Below are 20,226 nucleotides of genomic sequence, written 5' to 3' on the forward strand. Positions count from 1 at the left end.
CGGGGCGGCGGCGCCTTGGGCCCCGGGGCGGGCGGCTATGCGGCGTCGCGTTCGACGGTCGGGGCCGGCGGCAGGCCCAGGGCCCGGTCGACCAACGCCCCCGCGCCCCCGGTGTATCCACCGGGATCGCACAGGGCAGCCAGCTCGCCGACACCGAGGAGACGGGTCACGGCGGGCTCGTCGCCCAGGACGTCCGGCAGCGGACGACCCGTCTCCCGGGCCACCGTCACCGCGTCGCTCAGCAACTGCTTCGCCCGCACCTTGCCCAACCGGGGCGCAAGGACGGCGGCGATCCGCTCGGAGACCAGCTGGGCCCCGCTGTGCGCGAGGTTCTCACGCATGCGGCGCGGGCTGACCTCCAACCCCTCGGCGAGTTCCACGGCCGTGTGCGCCGCGCCGCCCACCAGCCGCAGGCACTCCCGCAGCAGCTGCCACTCGGCGTGCCAGGCCCCCGCCGACCGCTCGTCCTCGGAAAGCAGACACTGCGTCAGTCCGGCTGCCATGACGGGTACTTGGAGGGCGGCGGCGCGCAGCAGCGTGGCGAGGACGGGGTTGCGTTTGTGGGGCATCGCCGAGGAGCTGCCGCGCCCGGCGGCCGTGGGTTCGGTGACCTCGCCGACCTCGGTGCGGGTCAGCGACTGCACGTCCACGGCGATCTTCCCCAGCGCGCCCGCCGTGAAGGCCAGCACCGCGGCGACGTCGGCGACGGGCGTGCGCAGCGCGTGCCAGGGCAGTACGGCCGGAGCGAGACCCGTCTCGGCGGCGAACGCCTCGACGAGACGGTCGAGGTAGTCGCCCGCCTCCCCCACCTCGCCGTCGAGCGCCGCGTACTCCAGATAGCCGGCGAGGGTTCCGGCGGCGCCGCCCAGCGACACCGGCAGGCCCCCGTCGAGGACCCGCTCGACCCGCCGCGCGGCGTCGAGGACCAGCTCGCGCCAACCCGCGGCCTTGAGGCCGAAGGTCGTCGGCACCGCCTGGAGGGCGAGCGTGCGGCCCGCCATCAGGGTGTCGCGGTGCTCCAGGGCCAGTGCGCCGAGCGCGTCGCCGACGCGATGGAGGTCGGTGTGCAGCAGCCGCAGTGCCCGCGCGGTGACGAGCATCGCCCCGGTGTCCAGGACGTCCTGGCTGGTGGAGCCCCGGTGCACGTATTCCGCCGCGCCCTCGTCCCGGTCCGCGACGGCCCGGGTGAGCGCCTGGACCAGGCCGACCACGGGGTTGGCGGTCTCGCGGGAGGCGAGTGCGAGGGCCCGCAGGTCGAAGCGGTCCGCGCGCGCGGTGCGGGTGATGACGTCGGCCGCGGGTTTCGGCACCGTCCCGAGCCGTGCCTGGGCACGGGCCAAGGCGGCCTCCGCGTCGAGCATGGCCTGGAGCCATGCCCGGTCGCAGACGGCCGCCTCGACGGGGGTACCGGCACGCACGGGGGACAGCAGACCTGAGTCGGTCGGCACGTCCGCGTCCAGATGTGCGTCCAGTGGGTGGGTCACACGATCACTCCTGTCAGGTCGGTGTCGGTCTCGTCGGTCACCGGCCGTACGCCCGCGGGGACCTGGGACGCCGGCGGCAGTCCGAGGACGGCACGGGCGATCGCGTCGGAGTCGCCGAGGGTCACCGAGTCGACGCCGGGCCGGATGCCGGCCGCGGTCACCCAGTGCACGGACTCGGTGGGCACGCCGTAGGCGAAGCGGCGCGGGTGCGCGCGCCCGCGGGCGTCGAGGAGCCGGTTGGGCCGCTCGGTGACGGCGAGTCCGCCGGTCTCGTACGTGGTGCCGCAGCTGCCGTCGATCCGGAACGGGCCCGCCTGCTCGGTGTTGATCAGGTGGCTGAGCAGCGGGTCGTCGGTGCGCCGGATGTCGGGCTCGGGCAGCCGGGCCTCGATGAGCGCGGTGGCGCGCACCGGGGTGCCGGGCACGGCGCTGGAGTCGGCGACGAAGACCTGGTTGCGGGTGTCGAGCCGGACCTGGGTGCCGGGCCCGGTGATCTCCAGGACGCCGGCCTCGATGAGCGCGACCATCTGCTCGATGCGGGCGGCGGGCGGGCCGATGGACAGGAAGGCGTTGAGCGGTGTGTACCAGCCCTCCAGGTCGTCACGGTGCGAGTTGCCCTCCAGGCCGCCGTGGTCGACGGCGAGCCGGATCTCGTTGCGCAGGTCGCGCAGGACGTCGAGGGCGGCCTTGAGCGGTCCGCTGACGTTGCCGGAGCGGGCCGCGGTCACGTCGGCGCGCAGGTAGTCGAGGAGCCACTCCTGGAAGTCGTCGCGGTCGGTGAACTTCCGGCTGCCGTAGGGCCGGGAGAGCTTCTCCCAGTCCCAGCGCTCGGTGCTGTCGATGCCGTACGAGTCGAGCAGCGCGTCGGGGCTCTCGCCCTCCGGCAGGGCGAGGTAGGCGCTCACCAGCGCCTCGCGGTCCTCCGCACGGCCCTTGGCGGACAGCAGCGTTCCGTAGAAGACGCTCTCCACCTCGCGGGAGATGTACGGCCACAGGTCGGCGGTGAAGTTGATGCGCTCGCCGTCCTCGGAGCGCTTGCGGAGGTCCTCGATGTACTGGCCGGTGAGCAGCTTCGGGTAGTAACGCCCGTACGCGCCCTTCTCGTTCTCGCCGCGCGCGTGGTACGGGACACCGCGCCGGGAGAAGGCGTACAGCTTGGGCTCGCGGCCGGAGGGGTGGTAGACGAGCTTGCCGTCCTCCTCGACGAAGCTGCCGCCGCGGCCGAGGGTGAACAGGGCCATGTGGTCGAAGAAGTTGAGGCCGAGGCCGCGGATGAGGACGTTCTGGCCGGGCGCGACGGAGCTGAGGTCGGCGTCGGCGGGGTTGCAGGGCGTGATGTAGGTCAGGTAGTGGATCCGGGCCAGGCTCGCGGTGCGGGCCTCGCGCGGGGTGAGTCGCGCCGGGAGGTGGCCCTGCGCCAGGATGATCGCGTCGAGCTGGTTCAGACGGGTGCCGTCCTCCAGGCGCAGGCCCTGCGGGCCGCCGGGGACGCCGTGCGTGTCGGCCATGGCCACCGCTCGGGAGGCGTGCACCGTGATGGTGACGTGCTGGGGTGCGCGGGCGACGACGCGCTTGAAGGCGTCGTGCAGGTAGCGGCCGTAGAAGGCGCGGCTGGGGTACGAGTCGGGGCCGAGGCGCTCGGCCTCGTCGAGGGTGTCGTTGTCGTAGCCGCCGAACTGGCCGAGCAGGGAGAGGCCCTGGGCCCATTCGTACAGGCTCGGACCCGGCTCGATGGGGCCCTCGATCTGCGCGCTGTCGTCCGTGTAGACGGTGATCTGCGAGGCCACCGTGTTGGTGAGCAGATGCCGGGACTGTTCCGCGCGCCAGACCGCGCCGGCGCCCGCCGGGGACGGGTCCACGACGTGCACGACGACTTCCGTGTGCGTGGGCCGCTTGCGCTCACCGGCGCACAGGCGCTCCAGCACGGACAGTCCGCGCGGTCCGGCACCGACTATGGCGACCTGGAGACGGCTGCTGCTCATTCCTGAACTCCGTTCTGATTCGGGTGGGTGGGAAGGTAGGCCGGTGCGGGGGTGGTGGCGCCGAAGTCCCGGGCGCCGTGCATCCAGGCGACCTGGTCGTGCAGTTGTCCGGGGGTGAGCTTGGAGAGGAGTGCGTTCCTGGCGAGGGCGGCGCCCCCCGCGGGGTGCCACAGCCGGGTGCTCTCGCGTGCGGCGAGCTGGATGGCGGCGGTGCGTTCGCGGCGGTCCGCGGTGTACTTCTCGAAGCGCTGGGACACGTCGTCCCCGCTGCCGTCCTCCAGCAGGTCACCGAGGTGGACGGCGTCCTCCAGGGCCTGGCAGGCGCCTTGTGCCGCGTAGTGCAGCATGGGGTGGGCGGCGTCGCCGAGCAGGGCGACGCGCCCGTCGGTCCAGGTGTCGACCGGGTCGCGGTCGACGAGCATCCAGGACCGCCAGCCGTCGCCGAGCTCGACGAGACGCTGCGCGTCCTGGCCGAGGGTGGCGAACTGCCTGCGCACGTGGGCCTTTTCGACGGGTACACCGGCGAAGGCTCGGATGCCTCCGTCGTCCTTGCTGCCGGCGAGGTTGAGGTACTTGCCGCCGGCGATCGGGTAGTGCACGAAGTGGCAGCCGGGGCCGGTCCACCACACCACGGAGGTGTCGCGGCGCAGTTCCGGCGGCACCCGGTCCATGGGGATGACCGCGCGGTACACGGTGATCCCGGAGACGCGGGGTTCGCCGTCGCCGACGAGCTGTGCGCGGACGGCGGAGTTGATGCCGTCGGCGCCGATCAGGGCGTCCGCGTGGACCCGTTCGCCGTTCTCCAGTACGGCACTCGCGCCGATGGGGGTCTGCTCGTATCCGGTGACGGCACTGCCGCCGCGCAGTTCGATCGTGTCCCAGGCCCGGCAGGCGTCGAGGAGCACGGCGTGCAGCTCGGCGCGGTGCACGACGACGTACGGGTTGCGGAACCTGCGGCGGTACTCCTCGGTGAGCGGCATGCTGGTGACGTGTTCGCCCGTCACCCCGTCCATGAACCGCAGTTCGTCCATGCGGACGGCGAGGGAGCGTGCCTCGGCGCCGACGCCGAGCCGGTCGAGCGCGTGCATTCCGTTGGGGGCCAGCTGGATGCCGGCGCCGATCTCGGCGAACTCGGGGGCCCGTTCCAGGACGACGGCCCGGTGGCCGCTGCGGGCGAGGCCGAGCGCGGTGGCGAGCCCGCCTATGCCACCGCCGGTGATGACTGCCTCGATCATGGTGTCAGCCGCCCTGGTTCGTGAGGACGCGCGCCAGTTCCAGGCGCTTGATCTTCGTGGTGGCCGTCTGCGGCAGATCGGCGAGCCGCCACTGGACGGGGTCCGCCATGGGCGGCAGGCCCTCCGCCGCGGACCGCCATGCGTCGAGGTCCAGCGGTACGTCGTCCTTGGTGCACACCACGGGGACGGCCGTGCCGTCCGCGCCGGGGATGATGATGACCTCGGCGAGGTCGTCGAGCCGGGCGAACAGGCGGTCCTCGGCGGCCAGCGTGGAGCCGAAGCCCTCGATGACGTCGACCTCCCGGTCCAGCAGGTGCAGACAGCCCCACTTGGTGCGGTAGCCCACGTCGCCCATGCGCCACCAGCCGCCGTCCGACAGCTGCTTGTCGTAGCGCTCCTGCTCGCCGAGGTAGGTGACGATGCGGCCGTCGCTCTTGACCTCGATGAATCCGGGGTTGTCCTTGGAAGGCGGCCGGCCGTTGCGGCTGACGACGCGGACGTCGGTCATGCCGGGGAACGGCATGCCCACGCAGCGCCCGTCGGCCTCCTCGGGCCGACGCCTGCTGAAGGAGCGCACCACGGCGGGGCCGATCTCGCTCTGTCCGTAGAGCTGGCCGAAGACGGGGGCCCGGCGGTCGGTGGCGGCCAGCAGCCGCCGTACGGTCCGCGGGTGGATGGCGTCGAAGGTGCTGCTGTACAGCTTGACGTTGGACAGCGGACGGCGCGGGTCGTCGGCCAACTCCTCCCACTTCATGAAGGAGTTGGGGTGTGCCTCCAGGATTCCCGGCCGCAGCTGTGCGAACAGGTCCCCCACGTGCGCCGGGTCGGAGTCGGCGAGCACGACGACGGGGAATCCGCGGTGCAGCGAGATCGCGAGTGCCGTGAAGAGCCGTGAGTGCACGAACGACACGTGCATGGCGATCGTCTCGCGGCCGCGGACGAGCGGGCCGACGACGGAGGCCTGCGGCCGGTAACGCGCCTGCAGGGTCCGCCCGGTGTGGACGGCGAGCTTAGGTGTGCCGGTGGTGCCGGAGGTGTGCGTGATGAGCGTCGGGTGCTCGGGCGGCATGGTCACCGGCGCGACCCGCTCGACGCCCTCGAAGTCGGCGAGCGGGGTGGCCGCCGGGTGCGTTCCGGAGGTCAGCAGCACGGCGGAGGCCAGTCCGACGACCGAGTCGGGCAGTTCCTCCTCCAGTTTCGCCTGGTCGGTGACGAGGTACGGGCGGTCGGTGCGCCGCACCAGCTCGGTCACCGTCCCGCCGTCGAGCTTCGGCGACAGCAGCACCGGTACGGCACCGACCCGGGCCGTGGCGCAGGCGAGCAGGGTGATGTCGAATCCGTCGGACTTGTAGATGACCACCCGGTCCCCGGGCCTGACCCGTGCCGCCCACAGCCGGGACGCGAAGTCGTCGACCAGGTCGGCGACTTCGGCGACCGTGGCGCGGCGTCCGAGTGCGGGCGCGATGTCGAGATCGTGGTCGAGTATCAGTACGTTCGCGGGGTGCCGGGCGGCCGCTCGCTCGAAGAGCGTCCCGAGCCGGATTCCCCGGTTTCCTATCCGTTGCAGCAACACGTGCTCGCCCTCTCCTACCCAGGCTCAACAGGCTCGGAATTCAGCTCTTGAATTCGCCTTCGATGACGTCCTTGATGCGCTTGACGGTCGCCGCCAGGTCCTTTTCCAGCTTGGCGCCCCAGTCGGCGAAGAACTTCTGCTTCTGCTCCGCGTCCATCTCTGCGGTGATCCCGCGGATTCCCTCCGTGGCGGCGCCCATCCGGAAGTGGTGGACCAGCCGGCTGCCGGTGCCGTCGGGCTCGATGTCGAAGGTCCAGACGCTCTCCTGGGCACGTCCCGCCGAGTCCTGGATCGCCCAGGAGAACGTGGCGCCGGGCTCCGCGGCGATCACCTCGGACCGGGTGCTCCAGGAGCCGCGTACGACGGGTGCCCAGGCCACCACGTCCTTCTCGCGGTGGTTCTCACCGCGGAAGACCGCGCCCACGGTGGCGGGCTCGCCCTCCACCCACTCGCCTCCGACGCACTCCTCGCTCCAGTCGCCGCTGCGGCCGAGGTCGCTGACGACGGAGTAGACCTGGAGGGGCGTGGCGTCGACGTGCACGTCGGCCGCGGCGCGGAACAGGGGGCTCTCCCCCGGGACTTTCTCACTCACGGTGTTGTCACCCACGGTCTTGTCTCTCCCGGTGTTGTCGGCTGATGCCCGGAATGCTGCGCCGCTCGGGGAGCGCGGGCAAAAGTGCCCGTGCGGGTCCGTCAAGTCCGCGGCGCTTCCGGGTTCCTCATCTTCGGAGTGCGGCGGGAGGGAATTGCGGACGACTTGACGAAGAACGCGCGCGTTTCGCCCGGGTGCGCCCACCCGGTGGAAGAATCCATGGCCATGCGTGCCGCTTATGCCGAACAGCTCGGCCCACCCGACGTCATTCGCTACGGAGAGCTCGCCGCACCTGTGCCGGGCCCGGACGAGGTACTCGTCGACGTGCGGGCCACCACGGTCAACCCCGTCGACACCTTCGTGCGTTCAGGGGTGTTCCGTACGCCGCTGGAGTTTCCCTTCGTCGTCGGGCGTGATCTGGTGGGCACGGTCGCGACGCCGGGCGGGGGCTTCTCGGTCGGTGACGCCGTGTGGTGCAACAGCCTCGGGCACGGCGGGCGTCAGGGGGCGGCGGCCGAGCAGGCCGTGGTGTCCCTGGACCGGCTGTACCCGCTGCCGCCGGGTGTGGATCCCGAGGTCGCCGTGGCCGTGGTCCACCCGACGGCGACCGCGTATCTCGCCCTGTTCACGCACGGCGGCCTGGAGTCCGGCGAGACCGTGCTGGTCGGCGGAGCGGCCGGGAACGTGGGGGCCGCGCTGGTCGTCCTCGCGGTCCGCGCGGGTGCCCGTGTCATCGCGACGGCGTCGCCGCGGGACCACGACTACTGCCGGGACCTGGGCGCCGCGGAGGTCGTGGACTACCGCGACCCGGATCTCACGGGTCATCTGTCGCGGCTGGCCCCCGACGGGGTCGGCCTGCACGTCGACACCTCCGGTCACAACGACCTCGCCTCGGCCGTCGCGCTGCTCGCGCACCGCGGCCGCGTCGTCCTGCTCGCGGGGGCGAAGGACGAGCCGGTGCTGCCGGTGGGGCCGCTCTACATGAAGGACGCGTCCGTGCGGGGGTTCGCGATCTCCCACGCCACGCCGGCCGAGCTGGCGTCGGCGGCGGGCGCCATCAACGACCTGCTGTCCGCCGGTCTGTTGCGTCCGCGCAGCACGGAGGTGCTGCCGCTGAGTGCGGCGGCGGAGGTGCATCGGCGCATGGAGCAGGGCGAGCTCCACGGACGCAGGGTGATCCTGCGTCCGGGCGCCTGACACCCCGGGGCTCCGCCCCCGGACCCCCGTATCGGCCTGAACGGCCTCGTCCTCGAACGCCGGACGGGCTGAAGCATCGCCGGTGAGGGGGCCGGTGTCAGACGGGCCAGGGGAGCCAGGCGCGGACGTGGAAACCGCCGTCGCCCTCGGCTCCGTGCCGGAGTCGGCCGCCCGCGAGCGTGGCGCGTTCGGTGAGGCCGATCAGTCCCTGACCGGAGCCGGGGACGACCGGGACGTCGCCCGGCGGGGCGGGGTTGCGGACGGACAGCGTCAGGCCGTCGCCGGCCGCGCCCGACACCGTCACCGTCACCTCCGCGCCGGGCGCGTGCTTGCGCGCGTTGGTCAGTCCCTCCTGGGCGATCCGGTAGGCGGTGCGTCCGACGGACGCGGGCACGATGGCCGGGTCGACGACGCGGTTGTCGAGGGCGACCTTCATCCCGGCCGAGCGGGACTCGGTGACCAGCGCGTCGAGCGCGGCCAGCGTCGGCTGCGGTCGCCCGGCCTCGTCGGAGTCCCCCGCGCGCAGCACCCCGATGATCTCGCGCAGGTCCTGAAGCGCCTCGTGGGCGCTCTCCCGGATCACGCCTGCCGCCCGCGCGACCTCCTCGTGGGGCGCGTCGGGCCGGATCTCCAGGGCGCCCGCGTGCACGCTGAGCAGGGTGAGCCGGTGCGCGAGCACGTCGTGCATCTCGCGCGCGATCGCCTCGCGGGCGAGCCGCTGGGCCTGCTCGGCCCGCAGTTCCGCCTCCGTCTCGGCGCGCCGGGCCCGGTCCCGCAGGCTCAGCATGAGCTGACGCTTGGAGCGGACGAACATGCCCCAGCCGACCACCGTGGCGGTCAGCAGGAAGGTGACGGCGATCGCGGCGAAGTACGACAGATCGGGGTCGGGCCGCAGCCAGAAGTACAGCGGGAGCAGCGCGAGCTGGAGTCCGGCGAGCGTGCCGACGTACTTGAAGGGCCGGTGGACGGCGAGCGTGAAGAGGGCGACCAGGCCCGCGCCGCCCGCGGTGGTGGAGACCAGCCCGACGGCGATCAGGGCGATGGCGAGCCCCAGCGGCCACCGGCGCCGCAGCCATACCGCCCCGCAGGCCAGCGCGCCGAGCACCTGGTCGACGACGGCGAGGGCGTGGGGGGTGTTCGGGTCCTTGGTCAGCGTGTTCGCGGCGGCGAGACCGATGGCCAGGGCGAGCAGGAAGCAGCCGAAGTCGACGATCCAGTCGCGTACGGTGCGCCGCGGCCGTCCGGAGCGGGCCGGGCGGCCGGCGTCGAGGTCGAGCTCCGCGATCATGGTCGACGGGAGCAGCCAGCGCCGGGCGGACAGGGTGCGCAGCGAGGGCACCGGCTGCGGGGCCAGGCCCTCCGGGGAGGTCGTCGCCCCGTGCGGCAGGGGCGTCGGGTCCGTCTTCGCGGCCTGGGCGCGAGGTAGGGCCGTCCGCCCCGGTACGTCGTGCGCCGGCCGCGCCGGATGGTCACCATTCACAGTCGACAAATCTACGCAGGCTCGCCCGGTGCCACCGCATCGCGACGGTGATCGTCGACCAAAGTCGCGACCCTTCAGACTTTCGGTGCTCCGGTGCGGCGGGGTCCGCAGACCCGGGACGGGCAGGGCTCGCCCCACGGCCGATGGTCGTGGGGGAGGCCGTGGGGCGAGGGTCGTCCCATGAAGCGGATTCTCGAAGTGCTCGGTTTCGTGGCCCTGGTCCAGGGCGTCCTGGGCCTGCTACCGGCGATCACCGGCCGGCTGCACGTGTCGGGGGTGTGGGGGTTGGTGCGCCGGCTCGGCTTTCTCGACGGCTACGAGGTGTACGCGAGCGTCGCCCTCGTCGTGCTCTCGGTCGCGTTGTTCGCGGCGGCCGAGAGCCGGAAGTCCGACTGATCGCGGACCGGACTTCCGGCGGGCCGGGTCACCCCGTGGTCACGGGCGGTTCAGCAGCCGAAGTCGACCAGCTTGAACGTCACGTAGTGGTCCGAGGTGTAGTAGTCCTCCTGGGTCTCCTGGCCGGTGACGATGCGACGGGCGCCGCGGGTGGGGGAACCGGGCGTGATGACCGTGTACTCGTGGTAGTAGCCGGAGGACCGAGAGGGCAGCACACCCTCGCGGTTCTGGAAGACGATCCCGTCCTGGGGGTACGGGAAGGGGCCGCCCGCGTCGATCAGGTCCAGGGTGTCGTGCGCCTGTGAGGGCAGTGCGCCGTAACAGATGCCGCCGACGGCCGCGGTCGCGGCGTCGGCGGGGGCCACCGCGGTCCCGCCGACGAGCAGGGCGGACACGAGGGAGACGAGCGTGCCGATGCGGGTGATTCGTGGGGGGAATCTCATGACTTCAGGATGACGCGCGTAGAGCATGGCATGTCAATGTCAAGGAGGCGGTTTTCTCCCGCCGAGTCCGATGATTTTTCCGGGAGTTAACCTGCCGACCGACGTCCCCACGCGGTCCCCACGAGCACCAGGAGGCCGCCCGCCAGGCCCGCCGCGCCGAGCCGCTCGCCGCCGAGGGCGATACCGGCCGTGGCGGCCCACAGAGGTTCCGTCCCGAGCAGCAGGCTCACCCGGGACGGCGAGGTCCGGCGCACCGCCCACATCTGCACGAAGAAGGCGAACAGGGTGCAGAAGGCCGAGAGGAACAGCAGCCCGGCCCATTCCCGTGCGCCGAAGCCCGCGGCGGTGCTCCAGGGGGTGGCGTCGGCGCCGGTCGACAGCAGCGCGAACACCGCGACGGCCGCGCCCAGTTGGACGGTGGTCAGCGGCAGCGCGTCGGCACCCTGCACGGCCTTGATGCGGGACATGGCGAGCACGTGCACGGTCCGGGCGAGAGCGGCGAGCAGCATCAGCAGGTCGCCGAGGGAGGGCCGGGTGAAGCCGCCCCCCTGGGTGAGCAGCAGCACGCCGAGCACGGAGACACCGGCCGCGGCGAGGAAGACACGCGGGGGACGCACCCGGGTGACGGCCGCTTCGGCGAGCGGCGTGAAGATCATGGTCAGGCTGATGATGAGGCCCGCGTTGGTGGCCGAGGTGTGGACGACGCCGTACGTCTCCAGGAGGAAGATCCCGCTCAGGATCAGCCCGAGCATCGCCGCCCCGCGCCACTGCGCCGCGGTCAGGGCCCTCAACGCGCGCCGTCCGGCGATCACCAGCACCGGCAGCACGACCGCGAACCGCAGCACGAGGACGGCGATCACCGTCCGCGCGGTGGTGATGTCCTTCGCCGCGAGATAGCTGGCGCCCCACACCACGGCCACCAGCAGGACGGGCAGGTCGGTGAGCCAGGCGCGGCGGGGCGCGAGCGCGCCGGGTACGGCGATCGACGACATGGGAGCGGTCTCCAGCGGTCACGGGCGGGCGTGGAGACGTCGACGGCTCCCACGGGGACGATCACCGTACCGGCGAGGGTCCGTGGGGGCTACACCGTTTCGCCACGCGGATGCCGGGTGCCACCGGGGGTGTCCCTCCCTGGTGGCTCCCGTACGTGGGACGGCCGTCCCGCTCGTACGTGTGGACGGCGACGCCGGAGCCCGTGACGCGGCCGCCGGCCCGCCGGCGCGTTCGTCAGCCCGCGTGCGTCGAGAACAGGCCGCCCGTCGGCCCCTGCTTGTCCCCGCCCTGGGCCTTCTTCAGGGCGTTGGCGAGGCCCTCGATGGTCATCGACTGGAGGATCACCCGGCCGCTACCCTCCAAGGTGGCCAGGGACAGGCCCTCGCCGCCGAACACCGCGTTCATCAGCCCCTGCCGGTTCAGGCCCCCGACGCGCTGTACGCCGTACCGGATGCCCTCCTCGAAGGCGACGACACAGCCCGTGTCGACCTCGATGCGACCGCCGAAGTCGGCCGGGTCGAGGTCGATGAAGTTGCCCGCGCCCGCGATGATCACCGTGCCCTGCCCGGTGAACTTCTCCAGCACGAATCCCTCGCCGCCGCTGCGGCCGGTCCGGCCGCCCTGGAACGCGATGCCGAACTCCACGCTCGACTCCGCGGCCACGAAGGCGTCCTTCTCCGCGAACCACGCGCGCGTGCCGTCGAGCTCCAGGGCGCGCATCTCGCCGGGGAGCACGCCCGCGAAACCGACGGTGCCCTCGCCGCCCGTGGAGGTGAAGTACTGGAAGGCCAGCGATTCGCCCGCGAGTGCGCGCTGGCCGACCTGCATGGCCGTGCCCATGGCCTGACGGAGCATGCCGCCCATGCCCGAGCCGCCGTTGCCGGCCGGCGGGGCGCCCCCGCCTCCGGAGGGCCCGGACAGGCGGGTCTCCATGGTCACGTTCGCCGTCTTGAACAGGAACTTGCCGGCTTCGCAGTACACGGTCTGGCCGGGGCGCAGGTTGACGACCGCCATCTGCATGGCGTTGCCGACGATCTTTTGCTGAAGAGTCACGAGGGGAGAACGCAAGAAACGGAAGAAAGAGTTCCGCATGGAACACGGTGTCCGTTCGCCGCCAGCACCAGGGGGCCGCGCCCGCTGGGATGGACGCATGACCTCACAGGAAACGACTGATCTCGCCATGAACGGCAAGGTGGCCCTGGTGACCGGCGGCAGCCGTGGCATCGGTGCCGCGACGGCGGTACGGCTCGCCCGGGAGGGCGCCGACGTGGCCCTCACGTACGTCCGGGGCAAGGAGGAGGCGGCCGACGTCGTCCGGGCCGTCGAGGCGCTGGGGCGGCGCGGGATCGCCCTGCGGGCGGACTCGGCGGACCCCGCGGAGGCGGCCGGTGCGGTGGGCCGCGCCGCGGAGGCGCTCGGCGGGCTCGACGTCCTGGTGAACAACGTGGGCGTGGGGGTCCTCGGCCCGCTCGACTCGCTGTCCCTCGCGGACGTGGACCGGGTGCTCGCCGTCAACGTCCGCGGTGTCTTCCTGGCCTCCCGGGCCGCGGCGGCACGGATGGGCCGGGGCGGCCGGATCGTGACCGTCGGCACCTGCATGACCCAGCGGGTGCCGGGACCCGGCGGGACGCTCTACGCGACCGGAAAGTCGGCCCTGATCGGGCTCACCAAGGCCCTGGCCCGGGAGCTGGGTGACCGTGGGATCACCGCGAACATCGTCCATCCCGGGCCGATCGACACGGACATGAACCCCGCCGACGGCCCGTACGCGGCGGGCCAGGCGGCGATGACCGCCCTGGGCCGCTTCGGCACGGCCGACGAGGTGGCCTCGGCCATCGCCTATCTGGCCGGGCCCGAGGCGGCCTACGTCACGGGGGCGGAGTTCTCGGTGGACGGGGGCCACGCGGCGTAGCGGCCGCCGCCTCCCCCTCACGCGCGTGCCGGACAGGGCCATCGAGCCCCGTCCGGCACGCGCGGTGCTGGGGTCCGGGCCGGCGCCCGCCGGCTCAGGGGCACCCCGCCCGCAGCAGGGCGCCGGCCCCGCCACGAGCACGGGGACCTCAAGAGCGCGCCCGCCCCGCCACGAGCACAGTGACCGCAAGGGCGCGCCCGCCCCGCCACGAGCACGGGAACCGCAACAGACGAAGGAGGGACCGAAGTCAGCCGCCCAGCTCCTGGTGACGGGCGGCCAGCCGCGCCGTGCCCTCCGGCGTCAGCGACCCGAACAGCCGCAGCCGCGAGATCCCGCCGTCGGGGAAGATGTCCACGCGCGCGTGGGTGCCGATGGCGGGGGCGTCCAGGAGGAAGCGGTGGTTCGTGTCGGGCTGCAGGCGGGTCCGCGGCAGCACCTGAACCCACTCCCCCTCGGCCCCGTCCCGTACGGACACCGACGCCCAGCCTGCGCTGTTGCCCTTCAGGTACGCCGTGTCGATCTCGATCGCACGGATCTCGGACTGTCCGGCGAGCCGGTAGCTGATCCAGTCGTTCCCGTCGTCCCGGCGGCGCCGCGTCTCCCAGCCGTCGTCCATCTTGCGGGAGCGCCCCGGCTGGATGGTGTTGGTGGCGGGCGAGTAGAAGAGGTTCGAGGCGTCCTCGACCTGGCCGCCGTACTCCAGCGCCACCACGTCGAAGGTGCCGAGGACCGACAGCCAGCGCGGATCGGGCACGACCTCGCCGTACACCCGCAGCCGGGCGATGCCGCCGTCGGGGTGCTGGTTGACCCGCAGGTGCGTGAAGCGCTGCTCGGCCGAGACCGCGAAGCCGTTCGCCGCGTGACCGCCGACGGCGGTGCGTGTGACGAGGGTCGTCCACTTCACGTCGTCGGCGAGGAGTTCCTCGGGCGACGGGGACCCGGGCACGCACGCGCCCTCGACCGACACCGCCTGCGGGTAGTTGCCGCGGAAGTGGGCGGTGTCCACGACGATGCCGCGGACGACGCCGGGCGCGCCGAGTCGGACGAGCGCCCAGTCGTGGTCCTCCGCCGTCGGCCACGGGTGCTCGGCCGAGACGCCGCGGCGACGTCGTGTCTCCCAGCCGTCCATGATCTTGCCCTTGTGGCCGAAGTGCTCGGGGTCGAACTCGGCGGCTGTGGGCACCAGAAGGTTCTCGCGCTGGGCGAAGAACTCGTCGTTGGCGGCGATGACACCCGCGCCGAGCTGCCGGTCGGCGAGGTTGGCGTACTGGGTGAAGGGGAAGTCGGCGGTGCGGTAGTCCGCGTACGGGTCGCCGCCTCCGTAGGGGTTCGCGTCGCCGGTGAAGTGAGGAATCGCCGTCACGATGATCAGGTCTGCCTTTCGGGATCGGCCGCTGCGGGTGCGGGGCTGGTGCGGGTCACGGGTGGCGGGAGAGCAGCCGGCCGGCCGGTTCGGTGAACTCGCCCCGGTCCACGATCCGCCGGCCGCGCAGCCAGGTGGACTTGACGACGCCGCTCAGGGTCCTGCCCGCGTAGGCGGTGACGCGGTTGCGGTGCTGGAGCGCGGCGGGGTCCACGGTGAAGGTCTCGTCGGGCGCGAGGACCGCGAAGTCGGCGTCGAGGCCGGGGGCGATGGCGCCCTTGCGGTCGTCGAGGCCGACGAGCCGGGCGGTGCTCGTGGACATCCAGCGGACCACGTCCTCCAGGGTGTGGCCGCGCCTGCGGGCTTCGGTCCACACCGCGGACAGGCTGAGCTGGAGGCCGGAGATGCCGCCCCAGGCGGTCGCGAAGTCGTCGGTCTTCAGGTCGGCCGTGGAGGGCGAGTGGTCGGTGACGACGCAGTCGACGGTGCCGTCGGCGAGGGCCTGCCACAGCAGGTCCTGGTTGGCCGCCTCGCGGATGGGCGGACAGCACTTGAACTCGCTGGCGCCGTCTGGGACCTCCTCGGCGGTGAGCGTGAGGTAGTGCGGGCAGGTCTCGACCGTGAGCCGTACGCCGTCCGCCTTCGCGGCGGCGATCAGCGGCAGCGCGTCGCTGGACGACAGGTGGAGCACGTGCACGCGCGCGTCGAGCCGCCTGGCCTGGGCGATGAGGTGCTCGATCGCGGTGTCCTCGGCGTCACGGGGGCGCGAGGCGAGGAAGTCGGTGTACTTGCGGCCGCCCTTCTGCGGGGCCGCGGCGAGGTGGTGCGGGTCCTCCGCGTGCACGATCAAGAGGCCGCCGAAGCCGGCGATCTCGGCGAGCGACCGCGCGAGTTGCTCCTGGTCGAGCTCGGGGAACTCGTCGACGCCGGAGGGCGACAGGAACGCCTTGAAGCCGAAGACGCCCGCGTCGTGCAGGGGCCGCAGATCCTTCACGTTGTCGGGCAGCGCCCCGCCCCAGAAACCGATGTCGATGTGCGCCTTGGGGCGGGCGACGTCCTTCTTGGTGCGCAGGTTGTCCACCGTCGTGGTGGGTGGCAGGGAGTTGAGCGGCATGTCGACGAGGGTGGTGATGCCGCCGGCGGCCGCGGCGCGGGTCGCGGTCCAGAAGCCCTCCCACTCGGTGCGGCCGGGGTCGTTCACATGGACGTGGGTGTCGACGAGGCCGGGCAGCAGGACGTCGTCGCCGAAGTCCTCCAGCCGGGCGCCGTCCGGTACTTCCGCGTCGTGCGCGAGCACCGCCGTGATCGTGCCTCCGGCGACCGCGACCGTGGCGGCGCGCGTCCCTTCGGGAGTGATGACGCGCGTCGAGCGCAGCATCAGTTCGACCCCTCCGACACCGGACACCCGGACCCCTCTCTCTGCCGCTGCTGATCACTGCCGCCGCCGTGGTGGCACGGGTTTACTTCCGCGTAACGGAATTCAACGATCTGTTGAAGGAGTCTTCCCCGCGGCCCATGCGCCGTCAAGAGCGCACACCTCCACTGTGCTCCCGGGACACCCACTCTGGATGTTTCCACAAAGCGGAAGTAGAATTCCAAAGAGCAGAACGTAGCTATGCACAACGCGGGAGTCAACCAACCGCCGGGTAGGCTGCATCACTACCCTCCCGGCGCGCGCCGCCGCCCTGTGAGAGGCCCTCCGCCGGGCCGACCCTGACGTTCCTGAGCCGTGAAAGGACCGCCGCCGTGCCGCCGTCCAGCGCCAGCACCACCGACGCCGCCAAATCGCCCGCTCCCAGTGGTGGCGTCCAGTCCCTCGAGCGCGCCTTCGACCTGCTGGAGCGCATGGCGGACGCCGGGGGCGAGGTCGGCCTGAGCGAGCTCTCCGCGAGCAGCGGACTGCCGCTGCCCACCATCCACCGGCTCATGCGCACGCTGGTGGCCTGCGGCTACGTGCGTCAGCAGCCGAACCGCCGGTACGCTCTCGGACCGCGTCTGATCCGCCTCGGCGAGTCCGCGTCCCGGCTCCTCGGCACCTGGGCCCGCCCCTATCTGGCGCGACTGGTCGAGGAGACCGGCGAGACCGCCAACATGGCCCTGCTCGACGGGGACGAGATCGTCTACGTCGCCCAGGTGCCGTCCAAGCACTCGATGCGGATGTTCACCGAGGTGGGGCGCCGCGTGCTGCCGCACTCCACGGGCGTGGGCAAGGCGCTGCTCGCGCACACCCCGGCCGACGAGGTACGCGCCCTGCTGGCCCGGACCGGCATGCCCGCAGCGACGGAGAAGACGATCACGACTGCGGACGGCTTCCTCGCCGCCCTGGAGGAGGTCAGGAGTCTCGGCTACGCGGTCGACGACAACGAGCAGGAGATCGGCGTCCGCTGCCTGGCGGTCTCCGTGCCCGACTCCCCGACCGCCGCCGCCATCTCCATCTCCGGACCCGCCGGCCGTGTCACCGAGTCGGCCACCGAGAAGATCGTGCCCGTGCTCCAGCAGGTGGCGCAGGAGCTGTCGCAGGCCCTGGCCAGCTCGGGCCCGGCCGCCTGAGCCGCGGATCCCGCTGCGGGGCACCCGCCCCGCAGCTCAGCGGCGCGGCGGTTCCCCGAACAGCTCCACCGCGCTGCGCACGTCGGCCAGGCGCGTCGACAGGGCGCTGACCGAACCGATCGCGCCCGCGACCAGAAGCAGGGAGCGGCGCAGCCGAGGGGTCTCGGGGATGCCGCCGGCGGCCATCGCGGCGAGGGCCGCGAGCTCGTCCTCGGCGATGCCGCGGTCGGGGAAGTCGGCTGGATGCGCGGCCAGTTCACGGCGCAGCCGGGAGACGGCGATGCGCAGTTCCGCCACCCTCGGGTCCTCGTCGCTGCCGGTCACTGCCCTCTGCCCCAAGCTCCGCAACACAGCTCTCCCCCCTCGCACGCCGTTGTGCGTCGATCGTCCTCACCAGGCCCCAACTCCCCGTGGCGGTGGTCGGGCGCCGGGGGGGGGACGCGGGTCAGTAAACGCCACCGCGTGCGCCGGGCGCCACCGCGCGGACCGAAATTCAGCCCTTGGACATCGGGCGGCCCGGCCGGGTTCCGGCGCGCGCTCCCACCCCGCTCGGGTATGCAGGGAGCATGACGGACAACAAGGACCAGGTCGTCGGACTGCTGCTCGCGGCCGGCGGCGGGCGCCGCCTCGGGGGGCGCCCCAAGGCGCTCCTGCAACACCGGGGGCGGCCACTCGTCGAACACGCGGTCGAGGTCCTGCGGGCCGGCGGCTGCGCACGCGTCCATGTGGTCCTGGGCGCACGGGCCGACGCCGTGCGGGCGCGGGCCGCGCTGCCCGGATGCGTCCTCGTGGACAACCCGGAGTGGGAGGAGGGCATGGGCTCCTCGTTGCGCGCGGGTCTCGGTTCACTGGCGGACACGGGTGCGGGCGGTGCGCTGGTGCTCCTGGTCGACCAGCCGGGGATCGGCCCGGAGGCGGTGGCCCGGGTCCTCGGCGCGTACACCTCCCCCCTCTCGCTCGCCGCCGCGTCCTACGGCGGCGAACGCGGCCACCCCGTCCTCTTCGGGGCCGGGCACTGGGACGCCATCGCACGCAGCGCCACCGGCGACCGGGGCGCCCGCGCCTATCTCAAGGCCCATGAAGAGGCGATCACGCTCGTTGAGTGCGGGGACGTGGCGCAGGCGTACGACATCGACACCGCGGCCGACCTGGTCCACCTTGAGTGAACGGCGTGGCACCGAGCGCCACCTTGTGTCGACCCGGAGAATCTCGACATCAACAAACCATTGAACTTCCACCATGAGGAAACTAGTATCCACTGTTCAGAAGCGCCTGACCGCTCCGCGGGCGCTCTTTGCCCCATTCGCGCCGGTCGGCACCCAGTGCCACGGCACGGTGGCGATGCACGTGGTTCGCTGAAACAGCTCCCCCGAAGGAAGTGACAGCTCATGTCCGCACCAGCGCCGTCCCCGCTGGCCATCGTCGACGCCGAGCCCCTGCCCCGGCAGGAGGAGGTCCTCACCGACGCGGCCCTCGCCTTCGTGGCCGAGCTGCACCGGCAGTTCACGCCCCGGCGTGACGAGCTCCTCGCCCGCCGCGCGGAGCGCCGCGCCGAGATCGCCCGCACCTCCACCCTCGACTTCCTCCCGGAGACCGCCGCGATCCGCGCGGACGACTCCTGGAAGGTGGCCCCGGCCCCGGCGGCCCTGAACGACCGCCGCGTCGAGATCACCGGCCCCACCGACCGCAAGATGACCATCAACGCGCTCAACTCCGGTGCGCGCGTCTGGCTCGCGGACTTCGAGGACGCCTCGGCGCCGACCTGGGAGAACGTGGTCGTCGGCCAGCTCAATCTGATCGCCGCCTACACCCGCGCCATCGACTTCACCGACCCGACGTCGGGCAAGTCGTACGCCCTCAAGGCGAACGAGGACCTCGCCACCGTCGTCATGCGCCCGCGCGGCTGGCACCTGAGCGAACGCCACCTCGTGGACGCCGACGGCACACCCGTCCCGGGCGCCCTCGTCGACTTCGGCCTGTACTTCTTCCACAACGCCCAGCGCCTGCTGGACCTCGACAAGGGCCCGTACTTCTACCTCCCGAAGACGGAGTCGCACCTGGAGGCCCGCCTCTGGAACGACGTCTTCGTCTTCGCCCAGGACTACCTCGGCATCCCGCAGGGGACCGTGCGCGCGACCGTCCTGATCGAGACGATCACCGCCGCGTACGAGATGGAGGAGATCCTCTACGAACTCCGCGACCACGCCTCGGGACTGAACGCGGGCCGCTGGGACTACCTCTTCTCCATCGTCAAGAACTTCCGTGACGGCGGCGCCAAGTTCGTCCTGCCGGACCGCAACGCGGTGACGATGACCGCCCCGTTCATGCGCGCGTACACCGAACTCCTCGTCCGTACCTGCCACAAGCGCGGCGCGCACGCGATCGGCGGGATGGCCGCGTTCATCCCCTCGCGCCGCGACGAGGAGGTCAACAAGGTCGCCTTCGAGAAGGTCAAGGCCGACAAGGACCGCGAGGCGGGCGACGGCTTCGACGGCTCCTGGGTCGCGCACCCCGACCTGGTCCCGATCGCGATGGCGTCGTTCGACGCGGTCCTCGGGGAGCGGCCCAACCAGAAGGACCGGCTGCGCGAGGACGTGTCCGTCGCCGCCGGTGACCTGATCGCCATCGACTCCCTCGACGCCAGGCCGACGTACGAGGGCCTGGTCAACGCGGTGCAGGTCGGCATCCGCTACATCGAGGCCTGGCTGCGCGGCCTCGGCGCGGTCGCCATCTTCAACCTCATGGAGGACGCGGCCACCGCCGAGATCTCCCGCTCCCAGATCTGGCAGTGGATCAACGCGGGCGTCGTCTTCGAGCACGACGGGAAGACCGTGGCGGCCACCCCGGAGCTGGCGCGCCGCGTCGCCGCCGAGGAGCTCGCCCGCATCCGCGCCGAGATCGGCGAGGAGGCGTTCGCGGCGGGCAACTGGCAGCAGGCCCACGACCTGCTGCTCCAGGTGTCGCTGGACGAGGACTACGCGGACTTCCTGACGCTGCCGGCGTACGAGCAGCTCAAGGGCTGACGC

Annotated in this window: 18 protein-coding genes; 6 read left to right on the forward strand and 12 right to left on the reverse strand. The window is 72.4% G+C overall.

Going from position 1 to position 20,226, the window contains the following annotated elements; genetic code table 11:
• Positions 1-35: 35 nt before the first annotated feature.
• Genes ABEB03_RS18575 through ABEB03_RS18595 form a run of 5 tightly spaced genes read right to left on the reverse strand, consistent with a single transcriptional unit; the run spans position 36 to position 6,866 of the window.
• Complete coding sequence (locus tag ABEB03_RS18575; RefSeq protein ID WP_345649931.1) at positions 36-1,484, reverse strand: nitrosuccinate lyase; 1,449 nt, start codon at positions 1,482-1,484, stop codon at positions 36-38.
• Positions 1,481-3,466 (reverse strand): FAD/NAD(P)-binding protein, encoded by a 1,986-nt coding sequence (locus ABEB03_RS18580; RefSeq protein ID WP_345649934.1) that lies wholly within the window; start codon positions 3,464-3,466, stop codon positions 1,481-1,483. Before ABEB03_RS18580 ends, ABEB03_RS18575 begins: the two co-directional genes overlap by 4 nt.
• Entirely contained in the window at positions 3,463-4,701 is a 1,239-nt protein-coding gene (locus ABEB03_RS18585; RefSeq protein WP_345649936.1) for an FAD-dependent monooxygenase, read from the reverse strand. The genes ABEB03_RS18580 and ABEB03_RS18585 overlap by 4 nt, the downstream gene beginning before the upstream one ends.
• 4 nt (positions 4,702-4,705) lie before the next feature.
• Entirely contained in the window at positions 4,706-6,274 is a 1,569-nt protein-coding gene (locus ABEB03_RS18590) for a class I adenylate-forming enzyme family protein (RefSeq protein WP_345649939.1), read from the reverse strand.
• Between the two features lie 40 nt (positions 6,275-6,314).
• Positions 6,315-6,866 (reverse strand): SRPBCC family protein, encoded by a 552-nt coding sequence (locus ABEB03_RS18595; RefSeq protein ID WP_345649942.1) that lies wholly within the window; start codon positions 6,864-6,866, stop codon positions 6,315-6,317.
• A gap of 225 nt (positions 6,867-7,091) precedes the next feature.
• Here ABEB03_RS18595 and ABEB03_RS18600 point away from each other — a divergent pair, with 225 nt between their 5' ends.
• Entirely contained in the window at positions 7,092-8,063 is a 972-nt protein-coding gene (locus ABEB03_RS18600) for an NADPH:quinone reductase (protein ID WP_345649945.1), read from the forward strand.
• A 97-nt stretch (positions 8,064-8,160) separates the two neighbouring features.
• Here the strand turns inward: ABEB03_RS18600 and ABEB03_RS18605 are convergent, their stop codons facing one another.
• Entirely contained in the window at positions 8,161-9,351 is a 1,191-nt protein-coding gene (locus ABEB03_RS18605) for a sensor histidine kinase (protein ID WP_345650000.1), read from the reverse strand.
• A 372-nt stretch (positions 9,352-9,723) separates the two neighbouring features.
• Between ABEB03_RS18605 and ABEB03_RS18610 the strand changes: the two genes are divergently transcribed.
• On the forward strand, positions 9,724-9,939 hold the full coding sequence (locus ABEB03_RS18610) for a hypothetical protein (protein ID WP_345649948.1): 216 nt from the start codon (positions 9,724-9,726) through the stop codon (positions 9,937-9,939).
• Between the two features lie 50 nt (positions 9,940-9,989).
• Here ABEB03_RS18610 and ABEB03_RS18615 read toward each other — a convergent pair whose 3' ends face one another.
• The 3 genes from ABEB03_RS18615 to ABEB03_RS18625 form a co-directional block, all read right to left on the reverse strand.
• Positions 9,990-10,382, reverse strand: a complete 393-nt coding sequence (locus ABEB03_RS18615; RefSeq protein ID WP_345649951.1) for a guanyl-specific ribonuclease — start codon at positions 10,380-10,382, stop codon at positions 9,990-9,992.
• Between the two features lie 86 nt (positions 10,383-10,468).
• Positions 10,469-11,374: a DMT family transporter gene (locus ABEB03_RS18620; protein WP_345649954.1), complete on the reverse strand. Its 906-nt coding sequence runs from the start codon at positions 11,372-11,374 to the stop codon at positions 10,469-10,471.
• Positions 11,375-11,609: 235 nt separating this feature from the next.
• Positions 11,610-12,428: an AIM24 family protein gene (locus ABEB03_RS18625; protein ID WP_095937414.1), complete on the reverse strand. Its 819-nt coding sequence runs from the start codon at positions 12,426-12,428 to the stop codon at positions 11,610-11,612.
• Positions 12,429-12,525: 97 nt separating this feature from the next.
• Between ABEB03_RS18625 and ABEB03_RS18630 the strand changes: the two genes are divergently transcribed.
• Positions 12,526-13,287, forward strand: a complete 762-nt coding sequence (locus ABEB03_RS18630; RefSeq protein ID WP_345649960.1) for an SDR family oxidoreductase — start codon at positions 12,526-12,528, stop codon at positions 13,285-13,287.
• A 247-nt stretch (positions 13,288-13,534) separates the two neighbouring features.
• Here the strand turns inward: ABEB03_RS18630 and alc are convergent, their stop codons facing one another.
• A complete protein-coding gene (gene alc / locus ABEB03_RS18635) occupies positions 13,535-14,650 on the reverse strand; it encodes an allantoicase (RefSeq protein WP_345649963.1) in 1,116 nt (371 codons plus the stop codon).
• A 55-nt stretch (positions 14,651-14,705) separates the two neighbouring features.
• Complete coding sequence (allB, locus tag ABEB03_RS18640; protein WP_345650003.1) at positions 14,706-16,028, reverse strand: allantoinase AllB; 1,323 nt, start codon at positions 16,026-16,028, stop codon at positions 14,706-14,708.
• 368 nt (positions 16,029-16,396) lie between these two features.
• Here allB and ABEB03_RS18645 point away from each other — a divergent pair, with 368 nt between their 5' ends.
• Positions 16,397-17,200, forward strand: coding sequence for an IclR family transcriptional regulator (locus ABEB03_RS18645; RefSeq protein ID WP_345649966.1), 804 nt, complete (start codon positions 16,397-16,399; stop codon positions 17,198-17,200).
• Positions 17,201-17,236: 36 nt separating this feature from the next.
• On the opposite strand, the gene ABEB03_RS18650 is transcribed toward ABEB03_RS18645, so the two are convergent.
• A complete protein-coding gene (locus ABEB03_RS18650) occupies positions 17,237-17,551 on the reverse strand; it encodes a DUF5955 family protein (protein ID WP_345649969.1) in 315 nt (104 codons plus the stop codon).
• Positions 17,552-17,766: 215 nt separating this feature from the next.
• On the opposite strand from ABEB03_RS18650, the gene ABEB03_RS18655 reads away from it, so the two are divergent.
• Both ABEB03_RS18655 and aceB read left to right on the forward strand, forming a co-directional pair.
• Positions 17,767-18,366: a nucleotidyltransferase family protein gene (locus ABEB03_RS18655; RefSeq protein ID WP_345649972.1), complete on the forward strand. Its 600-nt coding sequence runs from the start codon at positions 17,767-17,769 to the stop codon at positions 18,364-18,366.
• A gap of 222 nt (positions 18,367-18,588) precedes the next feature.
• Positions 18,589-20,223 (forward strand): malate synthase A, encoded by a 1,635-nt coding sequence (gene aceB, locus ABEB03_RS18660; protein WP_345649975.1) that lies wholly within the window; start codon positions 18,589-18,591, stop codon positions 20,221-20,223.
• The last annotated feature ends 3 nt before the right edge of the window (positions 20,224-20,226 follow it).

Source organism: Streptomyces siamensis (genome assembly GCF_039543605.1).
Classification (GTDB): Bacteria; Actinomycetota; Actinomycetes; order Streptomycetales; family Streptomycetaceae; genus Streptomyces; species Streptomyces siamensis.

Excerpts from the sequence above, each read along its gene's own strand:
- ABEB03_RS18580 (WP_345649934.1), bottom strand. The coding sequence starts at position 3,466 with ATGAGCAGCAGCCGTCTCCAGGTCGCCATAGTCGGTGCCGGACCGCGC.
- ABEB03_RS18585 (WP_345649936.1), bottom strand. The coding sequence starts at position 4,701 with ATGATCGAGGCAGTCATCACCGGCGGTGGCATAGGCGGGCTCGCCACC.
- ABEB03_RS18600 (WP_345649945.1), top strand. The coding sequence starts at position 7,092 with ATGCGTGCCGCTTATGCCGAACAGCTCGGCCCACCCGACGTCATTCGC.
- ABEB03_RS18605 (WP_345650000.1), bottom strand. The coding sequence starts at position 9,351 with ATGATCGCGGAGCTCGACCTCGACGCCGGCCGCCCGGCCCGCTCCGGA.
- ABEB03_RS18610 (WP_345649948.1), top strand. The coding sequence starts at position 9,724 with ATGAAGCGGATTCTCGAAGTGCTCGGTTTCGTGGCCCTGGTCCAGGGC.
- ABEB03_RS18615 (WP_345649951.1), bottom strand. The coding sequence starts at position 10,382 with ATGAGATTCCCCCCACGAATCACCCGCATCGGCACGCTCGTCTCCCTC.
- ABEB03_RS18620 (WP_345649954.1), bottom strand. The coding sequence starts at position 11,374 with ATGTCGTCGATCGCCGTACCCGGCGCGCTCGCGCCCCGCCGCGCCTGG.
- ABEB03_RS18630 (WP_345649960.1), top strand. The coding sequence starts at position 12,526 with ATGACCTCACAGGAAACGACTGATCTCGCCATGAACGGCAAGGTGGCC.
- allB (WP_345650003.1), bottom strand. The coding sequence starts at position 16,028 with ATGCTGCGCTCGACGCGCGTCATCACTCCCGAAGGGACGCGCGCCGCC.
- ABEB03_RS18655 (WP_345649972.1), top strand. The coding sequence starts at position 17,767 with ATGACGGACAACAAGGACCAGGTCGTCGGACTGCTGCTCGCGGCCGGC.
- aceB (WP_345649975.1), top strand. The coding sequence starts at position 18,589 with ATGTCCGCACCAGCGCCGTCCCCGCTGGCCATCGTCGACGCCGAGCCC.